12 protein-coding genes and 1 pseudogene are annotated in these 13,270 nt (G+C 36.5%); 11 read left to right on the forward strand and 2 right to left on the reverse strand.

Annotation, left to right across the window (positions count from 1 at the left end):
- Nucleotides 1–65 precede the first annotated feature (65 nt).
- The 3 genes and pseudogenes from UKS_RS04835 to UKS_RS09850 form a co-directional block, all read left to right on the forward strand.
- A complete protein-coding gene (locus UKS_RS04835; protein ID WP_156012009.1) occupies nt 66–563 on the forward strand; it encodes a YkgJ family cysteine cluster protein in 498 nt (165 codons plus the stop codon).
- 210 nt (nt 564–773) lie between these two features.
- The gene (locus UKS_RS04840) at nt 774–2,681 is read left to right on the forward strand and encodes an LPXTG cell wall anchor domain-containing protein (RefSeq protein WP_156012010.1); all 1,908 of its coding nucleotides are present in this window, start codon (nt 774–776) and stop codon (nt 2,679–2,681) included.
- Between the two features lie 62 nt (nt 2,682–2,743).
- Nucleotides 2,744–3,091 (forward strand): annotated as a pseudogene (locus tag UKS_RS09850) (hypothetical protein); the annotation flags it as partial.
- A gap of 159 nt (nt 3,092–3,250) precedes the next feature.
- Here the strand turns inward: UKS_RS09850 and dhaQ are convergent.
- Both dhaQ and dhaS read right to left on the reverse strand, forming a co-directional pair.
- The gene (gene dhaQ / locus UKS_RS04850) at nt 3,251–4,240 is read right to left on the reverse strand and encodes a DhaKLM operon coactivator DhaQ (RefSeq protein WP_156012011.1); all 990 of its coding nucleotides are present in this window, start codon (nt 4,238–4,240) and stop codon (nt 3,251–3,253) included.
- Nucleotides 4,240–4,767: a dihydroxyacetone kinase transcriptional activator DhaS gene (gene dhaS / locus UKS_RS04855; protein ID WP_156012012.1), complete on the reverse strand. Its 528-nt coding sequence runs from the start codon at nt 4,765–4,767 to the stop codon at nt 4,240–4,242. Before dhaS ends, dhaQ begins: the two co-directional genes overlap by 1 nt.
- Before the next feature lie 153 nt (nt 4,768–4,920).
- On the opposite strand from dhaS, the gene dhaK reads away from it, so the two are divergent.
- From dhaK to UKS_RS04895, 8 genes are all read left to right on the forward strand, one after another.
- Nucleotides 4,921–5,910: a dihydroxyacetone kinase subunit DhaK gene (gene dhaK, locus UKS_RS04860; RefSeq protein WP_156012013.1), complete on the forward strand. Its 990-nt coding sequence runs from the start codon at nt 4,921–4,923 to the stop codon at nt 5,908–5,910.
- Nucleotides 5,911–5,931: 21 nt separating this feature from the next.
- On the forward strand, nt 5,932–6,507 hold the full coding sequence (gene dhaL, locus UKS_RS04865; protein WP_156012014.1) for a dihydroxyacetone kinase subunit DhaL: 576 nt from the start codon (nt 5,932–5,934) through the stop codon (nt 6,505–6,507).
- Nucleotides 6,507–6,881, forward strand: coding sequence for a dihydroxyacetone kinase phosphoryl donor subunit DhaM (gene dhaM / locus UKS_RS04870; RefSeq protein ID WP_156012015.1), 375 nt, complete (start codon nt 6,507–6,509; stop codon nt 6,879–6,881). The genes dhaL and dhaM overlap by 1 nt, the downstream gene beginning before the upstream one ends.
- Before the next feature lie 970 nt (nt 6,882–7,851).
- Nucleotides 7,852–8,148 carry a hypothetical protein gene (locus tag UKS_RS04875; RefSeq protein ID WP_117304182.1) on the forward strand — a complete coding sequence of 99 codons (297 nt, stop codon included), beginning with the start codon at nt 7,852–7,854 and terminating at the stop codon, nt 8,146–8,148.
- Between the two features lie 6 nt (nt 8,149–8,154).
- Nucleotides 8,155–10,353, forward strand: a complete 2,199-nt coding sequence (locus UKS_RS04880; RefSeq protein ID WP_156012016.1) for an ABC transporter permease — start codon at nt 8,155–8,157, stop codon at nt 10,351–10,353.
- A 4-nt stretch (nt 10,354–10,357) separates the two neighbouring features.
- Complete coding sequence (locus UKS_RS04885; protein WP_156012017.1) at nt 10,358–11,017, forward strand: ABC transporter ATP-binding protein; 660 nt, start codon at nt 10,358–10,360, stop codon at nt 11,015–11,017.
- Nucleotides 11,018–11,858: 841 nt separating this feature from the next.
- A complete protein-coding gene (locus tag UKS_RS04890; protein ID WP_156012018.1) occupies nt 11,859–12,551 on the forward strand; it encodes a YjjG family noncanonical pyrimidine nucleotidase in 693 nt (230 codons plus the stop codon).
- Nucleotides 12,552–12,612: 61 nt separating this feature from the next.
- Nucleotides 12,613–13,266 carry a uracil-DNA glycosylase gene (locus UKS_RS04895; RefSeq protein ID WP_156012019.1) on the forward strand — a complete coding sequence of 218 codons (654 nt, stop codon included), beginning with the start codon at nt 12,613–12,615 and terminating at the stop codon, nt 13,264–13,266.
- The last annotated feature ends 4 nt before the right edge of the window (nt 13,267–13,270 follow it).

Raw genomic sequence — 13,270 nt, forward strand, 5'->3', positions numbered from 1 at the left:
GTCCACTTTTCAATGAGTCAGAGGCATGATATAATAGGGGAAACAAATAGAATAAGAGAGAAATCATGTCTAAAGAAATTGATATTGAGTACTACCATCAGCTAGCTTTGCAAAAGCAGAAGGAGCACCGTAAAGTTTTAGCTAATTTGAAGAAAAAGCCACCAAAAAATCTAGATAAGATAGCTCAGCAGATTCACCAAGAAGTCTTTGCAGAGATTGATTGTACGGCCTGTGCCAACTGTTGCAAGACATTGGGGCCTGACTTCAAGGAAGCAGACATCACTCGTATTGCTAAGTACTTTAAGATGAAATTACCTGCTTTTGAAGCGGAGTTCCTTCAGGTAGATGAAGATGGAGATAAGGTTTTTAAATCCATGCCTTGTCCCTTTTTAGGAGGAGATAATCTCTGTTCCATCTATGACGTTCGTCCAAAGGCCTGTCGAGAGTTCCCCCACACTGACCGCAAAAAAATCCATCAAATTAACCATTTGACGATTAAGAATACCTTGACCTGTCCAGCGGCCTATCTCTTTGTTGAAAAGTTAAAAGACAAAATCGAATGAAGGAAGCTTTATTCGGTTTTTAAGGTACTTTAAGATGTAATATCAAATAATTATTCCTCTTCCCTAAACAACATGTAATATTGTTAAATTTATCAAATAATTGTTTGTTAATTAAGCGTTTAAATGGTATAATACTCAGTGGTTATAAAAAATATCAATGAATAGGATTTTGCTAATGCATGATTCCTTTCATTTGAGGAGAAAAACTGTATGAAAAAACTTACTAAGTTTGGCATCATCACAATGTCTGTCTTTGCTCTAAATTTGGTTTCTCAGTCAGTAGTTCAAGCTGAAGAAACTAATAGTGAATCAGCAAATGTTTCAGAGACACTAGGTATTACTAATTCAACTGATGCTGAGAACACTTCTTCAGTAGACAATAGGGTTGCACCAGACCCTATTAGTGACACCTCACGAAAATCAGACACAGAGGATGCCAATGCTTCCTCACCTAAATCTGAAGAAATCTCAACTAATAACAAAGCTGAAACTGGAAGGAAAGAATATCCAACTTATCCTCTGGGGACTTCAACTGGCTCTGCCCCTAGCGATGATAGCGAACCAGATGGTAGCAATATCATTGATGAAGGCGGTCACGTCAATGTTGAAGGACTTCCAGCACATTTTAGTGAAGATGGTAAAAGTGTCGTCTACAATTACACTGTAGCCTTTAAAGGAATGCACTCAAGTACTCATGGCCAAACAGTCTCAGGCGTTCGTGTTCGTATACCAGAAATAGTTGGTTCTAAAGTTGATTTCACTTTGATCGGAACACGTGATGCTAATGAAAATCCTGTAGATGTCAATGTTCCTATGAAAGAGTTTTCGTATAATGAATATATAGAATCAACTGATGGAAAGGAGATTGTTCCAACTGCAGAAGAACTAGCGGCTGGTAAGAAACCTTCCGTTGTTAATGTAACTGATTATGAAAATTATAAAGATGCCCGGGAATATTTGAATGATAAAGTTAATACATATGCTGTTAGTTCACAAACATTGAGATCAAATGCTTTTCGTGTATCTGTGACCGTACCCTTGGAGGAAGCTAAGAAGATCAAGTACTTACCAATTGACGTGAGACTTCCTTGGAAATGTTCTCAAGAAGGTTCGCTTGGTTTATTTGAAGAAGGTTGCCAAATTATAGAAGATTATCCTCAAGCGCAACCATATTATCAAGACAGCAATGGAAAAAATACTTATGGTGCTCTAGCAAATCCAAGCTTAGTAGATGATACTTATGTTCAGAATGATCATCTAATGAGGTCAGTTTCAAACCAAAGTACTTATATCACACCAAATAACGGTGATTGGAAAACTATTCCTCATGATGTTAATATTAATCCTGAGACCTTCTTTAATTATGTTAAAATTTTTAAATTGAAATATAATCCTTCTGTTAAATACCATGCTTCAGAATTTGAAGATATGGCTGATCAGGATGTTTCTACGCTTCATTATGGAGATGTAGTGGTGGATTATGTCATCAAAGGAACAAATCAATCTATTAAGGAGACTTATAAAGACACACCATTAACTTCTATTTATGGATCTGATGGAAATCTTGTGACTTATAATACTGCTGAAAATGCAGATGAGCGTCCGTTTTCTATTACTGTAGATGGTAAAAAATACAATCTAGTTGGTGTTTCTTCAACATCTGCACCTGAAATAGGTCAGTTAAAAGAAGGTACAACTCATGTTATCTATGAGTATGAGAAAGAACCAGATCCAGAGCCAACTCCGGATCCAAAGCCAACACCAGATCCAAAACCAACTCCAGATCCAAAACCAACACCAGATCCAGAGCCAACTCCAGATCCAAAACCAACACCAAATCCAGAGCCAACTCCGGATCCAAAACCAACTCCAAATCCAGAGCCAACTCCGGATCCAAAACCAACACCAAATCCAGAGCCAACTCCAAATCCAGAGCCAGCTCCAAAACCTGTTCAACCAGAAAGTATTCAATCTACTGAGCAAAAATCAGCTCCAGAAAAGGCTCAGTTACCAAATACAGGAACTGCTGATTCGTCATTAGCTATGAATCTTCTTGCTATTTTAGCTGGAATCTTTGGTATTTCACTTTTCAAAAAAAGTAAAAAATCAGAGAACTAAGTAAATAGTTTTAAAAAAGTCATCCAAATTGGATGGCTTTTTAGTGTAGTCCCCTATATTTCTATAGTCTACTCACTATTTTCTTTTTAGCATTTAGCCGTATCTACGAGTTCTTTAGTTTTGGGGAGAGTTCTCTTCATATGCACTATCTCTTTGTGGTTCCTCTAGTAAGAGGGATCATTCTGGCATTATTGTTGAAAACCATCCCAAACTTAGGGCGACTCAGTCTAAACTTGTGGAACTCGGCAGTTGCAGTACTTACAGCAGGAATGCTCTTTCGTGGAATCGTCCACCTATCAGGTCGTTCAACGACACTAGATCAATCCTACTGGTATGTTGGCCTAGCTTTTGCTATTTTGGCTATAGCATCGCTTTTCCTTCAGAAGAGGAACAGTAAGAAATTAGTTTAAAAATGAAGAAACTGGTTGTTGAGGAACAGCCAGTTTTTTGATAGAAGAATTGTCAGGTATAGATGGACTGTTTGAAATGGAAAGAATGAGTTCTTTTAAACATAAGATAAAAGCAAAGGGCTATCAAGTGACCTAGCCCTTTTGAGTTATACATGCAAATTACCATGCAAAAGCTGTCGTTGGAGCATGGAGCGCTTCTAACCACTGTTTATTTTTTACGGGGCAAAGCGTTACGGATATACCGGCCATATCTAGACTGGTCATAAATGTTCCTGATTTTATAAAGGTAATAGTGACTCCTTCAATTTCTAAGAGTTGAAGGAGATCATTGATAAATACGCCCATTTCTAAGTTGCTGGTAGTGCCTAGATTATTTACAAGCAATATAAATTGATCACCCTTTTTCCAATGATAGTGCAATCTTAATTTACTTATAATTTCATTTGCAAGGATTTCCGATGATTGGAATGGGACGATACGATAGCCTTCTTCGCCATGTATCCCAATACCATAAGAAATATTTCCTTCTTCCAAGTTAAATAGTGGAAGGGTGGCTTGGGGGAGACTAGCAGCTTTCGTTGCAAAACCAATTGTTGCGATTTCGGGAGCAAGTTCATGACCTAAATCAGTTAGTTGCTCTATGTCGGCACCATTTTGAGCTGCAAATCCTAGAACTTTATGAAGCAAAATAGTCCCTGCAAGCCCTCTTCCTCTAATTTGAAATCTATTGTGAGGTTCAATGGAAATATCATCGTGTGCTAGACTATAGCCGACCTTAATTCCTTCTTGTCTAGCAGTATTAATGGCCGAGCTAAATTCTTTGATGTCTGCTTCGAAATTTTTTACAATGATGAAGACACCGTGACCATTGTTTAAAAAACGAATGGACTCTAAGATTTCAGTTCGTGTAGGAGGAGTAAATAATTGACCATAGATAGCAGCAGTAAGCATTCCTTCTCCCACATATCCAATATGCGCAGGTTCGTGACCGGAACCTCCACCCGACAATATTGGAACCTGATGAGGATTGCAATTTTTTTGATAAACTAAAGGTAAGGTAGGGTGTTTTTCTAATTCAGGATGACTGCTGACAGTTGCCGAAATGTAACTTGAAATAATTTTCTGTTTATGATTTGAAATAAATGTCATTATGGTCTCTTTCCAATAATTGTCATGATGAGAAAGTCTGATTGTGGAACTGGACTTTTTTTATTGACGTAAGCCTTCACGATTTCTGCTAGAGCATGTGAATGATAGTCTAACAAAAAACAAGTATAAGCAGATGAATCGATATCAATCTGACCGTATTCTCTTAAAATTTTTGATACAAGTAAGCGACAGTAGCTGATAAAGTGGTCATAGAAGTTATTTTGTCCTTGAATATCAAAAAGTTGAATATAAAAGTCACGCTCTTGTTCGAAATAAAGAAATAATTCTTGTAATAGTTTTTGGCCCGAAATAAAGTCTAAGTTATTGGTGATATACTCGGTTAAGTCAGTTTCAAATATCCAGTCTAGCAGTTCATATTTGTCAAGAAAGTGATTATAAAAGGTCTGTCTACGAATGCCAGCTGATTCCATGATCTCTACAATAGAGATTTTGTCAAATTCTCTAGTAGCTAATAGGTCTCTAAATGCCTTGGCAATCCGTTTTTTTGTAATAAGTGATGATGCCATAGGAAGCCTTTCTGTTACTTCCTTCATTTTACCAAAAAAATGTTTTAAACGGGTTTAAAAGGGGACAAATAATAGAATCTGTCCCTTATCATCCAGCAATAAAAAATATATAATGAAAGCGAAAACAAAGGTACATGCCGAAAGGAGTTTCTCATGAAAAAAATTATAAATGAACCGACACAAGTTGTTGATGAAATGTTGCAGGGATTGTCATTCATGCATGATGACTTGGTTCAACGCTTAGATGGTTTTGATGTCATTGTTAGAAAGGCAGAAAAGACAGGAAAAGTTGGACTCATTTCAGGTGGAGGTTCAGGACATGAACCAAGTCATGCTGGATTTGTAGGAGATGGAATGTTGTCTGCTGCCATTTGTGGAGCAGTCTTCACTTCACCTACTCCGGACCAAATTTTAGAAGCCATCAAGGCGGCTGATGAAGGTGCTGGAGTTTTCATGGTCATCAAGAACTATTCTGGTGACATTATGAACTTTGAAATTGCACAAGAACTTGCTGAAATGGAAGGTATTGATGTAGCAAGTGTTGTGGTTGATGATGATATCGCTGTTGAAAATAGTCTCTATACCCAAGGCCGTCGAGGTGTTGCAGGTACTATTTTAGTCCATAAAATTTTGGGTGCTGCGGCTCGTTCTGGTAAATCATTATCTGAAATGAAGGACTTGGCCGACAAACTTGTCTTAGAAATTAAAACAATTGGATTAGCCCTGTCTGGAGCAACTGTTCCTGAAGTTGGGAAGCCAGGTTTTGTTCTAGAAGATGATGAATTTGAATATGGAGTTGGTATTCACGGTGAACCAGGATATAAAAAGGAGAAAATGCAACCTTCCGCACAATTGGCAGCAGAATTGGTTGAAAAACTATCTGAAGGTTTCCAACTTAAGACTGGTGAACGCTATGGCCTTCTCATCAATGGTTTAGGAAGCACTCCTCTTATGGAACAATACGTATTTGCAAATGATGTGGCTAAATTACTCCATGAAAAAGGTGTTGACTTGGCGTTTAAGAAAATTGGAAACTATATGACATCAATTGATATGGCTGGCTTGTCATTAACATTGATTCGATTGGCAGATGATGAGTGGTTGGATGCTCTAAATGCACCTGTTACTACCCCAGCTTGGTAAAACTTAAGGAGGAAATGTCTCATGAATGTTGAACAAGCTCTTGAATGGATGAAGCTTTTTAATGAAAAGATTCAAGAACAGAAAGATTATCTTAGTGAGTTAGACACTCCTATAGGAGATGGAGACCACGGTGGAAATATGGCGCGTGGCATGGCTGCAGTTATGGAAAACATAGAAGGAAAGCAATTTGAAACCAGCAGTGATGTGTTTAAACTTGTCTCAATGCAACTACTGAGTAAGGTAGGTGGTGCTTCAGGTCCCTTGTATGGCTCTGCTTTTATGGGCATGGCCAAGGCTGATTCAAATTCGAAAATAGAGGAAATCTTACAAAGTGGTCTGGATATGATTGTCAAACGTGGGAAAGCAGAAGTTGGAGAAAAGACAATGGTTGACGTTTGGACTCCTGTTATTGCTGCCTTGTCTGCTGGTCAATTGACTCAAGAGGTTATTGATCAGGTAGTGAATGCTACCAAAGATTTACTTGCAACTAAAGGAAGGGCATCTTATGTAGGAGAACGTTCTCTTGGACATATTGATCCTGGATCATTCTCATCAGGATTACTCTTTACTGCTCTTTTAGAAACTGGGGTGGTTTAATGGGAAGTATTGGTCTTGTTATCGTTTCACATTCCAAACACATTGCACAAGGTCTTGTTGAACTGATTAGTGAAGTAGCTAAAGATGTTCCGATTACTTATGTAGGAGGAACCGAGGACGGAGGAATTGGAACAAGTTTTGATCAAGTAGATAGGGTTGTTTCTGACAATTCAGCAGATACTTTATTAGCCTTTTTTGACCTAGGCTCTGCAAAAATGAACTTAGAAATGGTGGCTGATTTCAGTGATAAAACTATCGTCATCAACAGGGTTCCAATTGTAGAAGGTGCCTACACTGCAGCTACTCTTCTTCAGGCTGGTGCAGAACTGTCAGTTATTCAAACACAATTGGCGGAGCTTGAAATCAATAAATAAGGAAACTTACTATAACACTTTTTATAGGTGGGCTATTGATTACCTCAACTATCAATTTTCAGTAAATAATTTCAAAATCAGAAAGGGATTGCTTTGAGTAGTTCCTTTTTGATTTAAAAGGAGTAAAGCTATAGTGTTTCTATATTGTTAATCATTCAAAACTGATTGTGATAGACTATTCTAGCTTTAGAATCCTTCAAAAATTAAAGTTTAAGACAATCAATGGCTTAGAATAGTGCGAAAACATTTAGTTTATAGGAATTCTAGGTCTAGAATTACATAGATATTTATGAAGTTAGGGTGTTCGATAGTCAGGATAGTTCTATTCTGAAAGATTTGAGCTGTCAATCTTCTAGGATAGTAGTTTGCCAATGAATTTTGTTGAAAGATTCCTTGTTTTATGGTAGTTTAAAGTAAAAGAAAGCCTTATCATTATATTTGTATCTTTAATCTAACTTGGTTTAGGTCTAGGAGTGGGATAAATTTATCTCACTCATTTTTTGGTTCATTTTACTATAAAATTGTTGACAACGCTTTCAAATTGTGTTATTATTAAAGCATAAAATAAAAAGTAGAAAAAGCTATGGAAAGAAAAATCTTATTAGCTATAAGTTTGTTGTCTTTGTTATTAACAGTCTTGGTAATAAGTCACTTTCCTGCTAAAAATCAGGTCTTGGATCCAAGACCTGTGTTTGTTGCTAAGTAAAAATGGTTTAATTAGTTTAATTAAGAAAGGAGTTTAGGATATGAGTTACAACTTACCTAACAGATATAAAAACGGAGATTTTTAATTGTCCTAGGATACTTCTTTATTCTGTTATATAGTAAAGGACAGTGCATTTCTTAGCAAGACTTTATCGTCAGATATTATAATATGAGTTTAAGAGGTTTTATATGATAAGTAACTGGTTTATACTTTTAATTTTAGACAAAGATGAAAATCTTTTAGAAATTAGTTGGGGATAGAATCATGAAAAAAACTTTGAAAAAAATTGCAACTACTACTTTGATTGGATTCTCTCTACTTGGTATAGGTAGTTCAGTGGTTTCCGCAGCAACTGTATATTATAAAGGTAGTGCAGTATATTGGGACTATGGCCGTACAGCAGCTGTATTTAGTTATTCAGATGTTCAATCAACTGTTTATGAGCATAGAGCAACTGCGAATGGTGTTTCTTCTGGATGGAAAGATCCTGGAGTAATGGCCTCTGCAACTGCGTTTATCGGAGGTAGCACTGCACAATGTTACTGGAATTGTCGAGGGTAATAGCCTATGACTAACAAAAACATTTTTCTAGGAAAATTAAAATACCTAGCCCTGTTTTTGGTTGCTGTTCAGAGTATATTATTTGCTCTGACAGCAATTTTTTTTACAGGTGTATCTTATCAAGAAACATGGCAGCACTACAACCAGAATAATCGAACTCTAACGCTGTACCTTCAAAAGCTAAATCCAATTCAGCAAGAAAAAGCGTTTTATTATTTAAATGAGAGAAGCGATTTAGCCGTTTGGACTCATCGAGTCATTCAAGATTCTAAAGGCAATGGTATACAAAAACATTATATAGATGCCATGGGAAATTCTGATTATTTTTCTGATTTTAACTTTCACCATTCAAATATTTTAACTAAGTCACAGCTAAAAGTCTTACTAGAGCATGAGGATAGTAAGAAAACGATAGGAATTGCTGAGGCGTCTCATGATACGCTTTATGAGCTACCGAGGCCTTTATTTACTATTCCGATTGTCATTGATCGATTAGAGCAAGTTTATCAAAAAACCAATACTTTAACGGGAATCTATCATGTGAATGGTTTAGAATCAGAAACGGACAAAAGTGAATTTATCAAACAGTTTGCGAGTGCCACAGGCTTATCAGAGGAAAATTTTCTACAGGAAAAATTTGGTAGTCGTCGTGATTATGGTCTAGTTCCTTTTGTACTCATAGGTTTGCTATTGTTTACAATGTTAACGCTGTTAATATTATTGCTTGTAATTGTTCTTCAGGCCTATGAAAAATTTGGTAGTCTCACCCTATTGGGATGGAGTCGAAATGAATTTTGGTTAGCATTATTTAAACCTATTATTTATCCATCGGTTCTTAGCACACCTATATTAGCTGTAGTTATTTGGTGGTTGACAGGCTGGTCCCAAGTTTCATACTATATTTTGCTACCTATCATGGGCCATATAGTATTTTCAATGTTGGCCTTAGCTACTATTCTCGTTATTCCTAGTTTGATAGTTTATTCAGTGACTGCTTTGTCTGCTATTCACAAACGTTTTCCAAGTAGACTATTGACTATTTTAGGTATTAGTTCCTATATTGCGTTAAGCAGCATTTTAATTGCTACCAGTTATGGCCTAGATGGTCCTTTGTACCGTTTTATGGATAATGTCCATATTGCTAGGGCGTGGAAAAGTGTTGAGAATATGCAAGTAATTGATTCTTTTTCTGAAGGCGATGACTTGGGAACACTGTCAGGTACGAGTAATACATTAGAATTAAGTATGTATCATCTTTATACAAAAATAGGCCATGATGAAGGTGTCTATTTAATTCATAGTCAATACTACGGACAAGATTTTTTTGCGAACGTGACTGCTTATCAGAATCTACCTAGTAAACCATTTTGGTATCTAGTTTATTCTTATAATTATTTAACTGAACTAGGTTTTCAGTTTTCTGAAGAAGAATTAAATGAGATACGAAGTGGTAGCAGATTGTATCTGATTCCAGATAGTTATACAACTGAGGAACAGCAACGTATGCGAGCATATTTAGAAGAAAGTATCAAAGTCTATGATGGGGATGTGGAGACACCATTCACACAAAATCGTCAATTCATTTATAAAAGCTACTCCACAACTAAAGATATTTTCCTTTGGTCCACAAATTTGCAACAAGGGGTAACTAGTAAGGAGCCGATTATTTTTGTAGCAAGTCCTGAAAATCTTTATTTTAAGGAGAGTGCAAATCTTGTTGTTTCGGGTTTCAATGGTTATCTCAAAATACGTAATCAGAATATTCTGACTCGTGTGAAGGAAGAGATAACGACTCATTTTCCAGATCTTATGGATAACGATATTCAATTTACACCAGTTAGGCGATATATTGATGGACGCCAGAAAGAGTTGAGTTATACTTTTTATCTATTTGGTAGCCTTATATTAGCTGTATTGATTAGCTTAACTTCAATACTAATTGCTTTGGTATTGATGTATCGAATTGCTTATCAAGATCGGTTAATAGTGCAATACTTCTTAGGATTTGGTTTATGGGCACGTTATAAAGGAATTATGATTTTGGTGATTGTTTCTGCTATTATAGAGGTACTAATTAGTTTCTTATTGAAAACAAAATTGGGTATAGTGTCCGCCGCTTTATCTCTATGTTTGCAGTCAGTTCTTCTATATGGTTTTCTTTTGCGGAAAGAACAGCAGAAAATCTTAAATATATTTAAGGAGTAAGAATATGCCAACTATTTCAGTCAGACAGTTATCGAAATATTACGGTGCAAAACGTGTTATTGAGAATATTTCATTTGATATTTCGGATAGAGAATTTGTTGCGTTGATTGGTCCATCCGGTTCAGGAAAATCTACGTTACTCAACCTTATTGGCTTATTAGAAACTGTTGATGAGGGAACAATCACGATTGATGGTGAGATTCTACCACAAGTTAACTCTAAAAAGGCAACCTATCTCCGTCGAAATGTATTAAATTACTTGTTTCAATCTAATGCCCTGATTCCAAATGAAAGTGTTGGTGATAATTTGATGCTAGCACTTCATTACACTAATTTAACTAAGGAAGAAAAAGATAAAAAAATAAAGACAGTTTTATCAAAAGTTCACATGGAATCTTTCTTGGAGAGTCGTATTAATGAGTTATCAGGTGGAGAACAGCAGCGAATTGCTATCGCTCGTGCTATTCTAAAGCCAGGAGAGTTGATTCTAGCAGATGAGCCAACTGGCTCCTTGGATCCACAAATGGCTCAAAAAGCCTTTGAATTACTGAAACTGCTACGTGATGAGTATGGGAAAACGATTATTTTGGTAACGCATAATATGGATCAGGCTCAGCAATGTGATAGAATTATTGACTTAGAACGCTTAAAAGATTTGAACTGACACGTGTTGCTACATAGATTGCTCATTGTTAGGAAATATTCATGAAAAAAATTAATTATTATTGCATTGTGAAACCAGAAGGTATCATACTTTACAAAAATATTCCAAAAAACATTGTATCAAATTAATTGATGATTGAAGAGTTTTCTAAAAATAAAACTGCTTATAATCTGTGGGTTTTCTCTTTTTAGTGAATATATAAAATGTGGAGAATTAAGACATATATGAGCTAAATGCTTGTCTTACGTTTATAAAAATATAGTAGCTCTCCTTAAATATGGCATTTATTGGGAGAGCTTTACATTTTATATAACTACTTTCCTAAAGTATAAAAGCTAATAAACTAGGATGTGTTGACTTTATGAAGATTAGTATTTTATTTGTATTAACCGATTATTGCGGTGCAGGATAGTAATAAATGATTGTCAGATATTTCTATTTTTGTTACTGTAATGTCGAAATGTAAAAGGAGTAAAGCTAGAGTGTTTCTAAATTGTTAATCATTCAAAACTAATTGTGATAGGACTGTTCTAGCTTTAGAATCCTTCAAAAATTAAAATTTAAGACAAACAATGGCTTAGAATAGTGCGAAAACATTTAGTTTATAGGAATTCTAGATTTAGAATTACATGGATATTTATGAAGTTAGGGTGTTCGATAGTTAGGATTGTTCTATTCTGAAAGATTTGGGAAATCAAAAGACTAGAATAGTGATTTATAAGTATACTTGTATCATTTTGTTGTGATTATTGTATATCAAATAGATGGAATAAATTTGCTTTGCTTTCTTATTTTATGCTACAATATTCATAATGCTTTTTCAGAAAGGAAAACTCTCAAATTGTCCTACAAATTTCTACTTTTCGACCTTGACCACACTCTTCTTGATTTTGATGCTGCTGAGGATGTGGCTTTGACGCAACTTCTAAAAGAAGAAGGAGTTGCAGATATTCAGGCTTATAAAGACTATTATGTTCCTATGAACAAGGCTCTCTGGAAGGACTTGGAGCAAAAGAAAATCAGTAAACAAGACCTGGTTAACACGCGCTTTTCTCGTTTATTTGCTCATTTTGGACTGGAGAAAGACGGTAGTTTTCTAGCACAGCGTTACCAATTTTACCTCGCACAACAGGGACAAACTTTTTTAGGCGCTCATGAACTATTAGACAACCTCATCGAGCGTGATTATGAGCTATATGCTGCGACAAATGGCATTACTGCCATTCAGACAGGGCGCTTGGCTCAATCTGGTCTAGCACCTTATTTCAATCAAGTCTTTATCTCTGAGCAATTGCAAACACAAAAGCCAGATGCTCTCTTTTATGAAAAGATTGGCCAGCAGATTGCTGGATTTAGTAAAGAAAAGACGCTGATGATTGGAGATTCTCTAACCGCAGACATTCAAGGTGGCAATAATGCGAGGATTGACACTATCTGGTACAATCCTCATCACCTCGAAAATCCCACACAAGCCCAGCCGACTTACGAAGTACATTCTTACCAAGACTTGCTGGATTGTTTAGATAAACTGTAAAAAGTGGTTTAGATAGCCACTTTTTGCTATAATAGAGGCAGTAAAAACGAAGGAGTTGGCTATGGAACACTCGTCTTGGCATGCTTTGATTAAGGAACAATTACCTGAAGGTTATTTTGCGAAAATCAATCAGTTTATGGAGCAGGTCTATGCTCAGGGGACTGTTTATCCGCCCAAGGAAAAGGTTTTTCAGGCTCTCTTGACAACATCGCTTGAAGAAGTTAAGGTGGTGATTCTGGGACAGGACCCCTATCACGGACCAGGTCAAGCGCAGGGCTTGAGTTTTTCTGTACCGGACTCTATCCCAGCTCCGCCATCCCTGCAAAATATCTTGAAGGAATTGTCAGACGATATCGGGGTTAAGAAATCTCATGATTTGACAGCTTGGGCTGAGCAAGGAGTCTTGCTTCTTAATGCTTGTTTGACAGTTCCTGCTGGACAGGCCAATGGTCATGCTGGGCAGATATGGGAGCCTTTTACAGATGCTGTGATTCAGGTGGTCAATCATCTAGATAGACCAGTTGTTTTTGTACTCTGGGGAGCTTATGCACGCAAGAAGAAGGCCTTAGTTACCAATCCTCACCACTTGATTATCGAATCAGCCCATCCCAGTCCTCTGTCAGTTTATAGAGGATTTTGGGGTTCCAAGCCTTTTTCCAAGGCCAATGCATTCTTAAAAGAGACAGGACAAGAGCCAATCGATTGGCTTAGATAAGGAG

Origin of the sequence: Streptococcus sp. 116-D4 (assembly GCF_009731465.1) — a bacterium.
Taxonomy (GTDB): domain Bacteria; phylum Bacillota; class Bacilli; order Lactobacillales; family Streptococcaceae; genus Streptococcus; species Streptococcus pseudopneumoniae_E.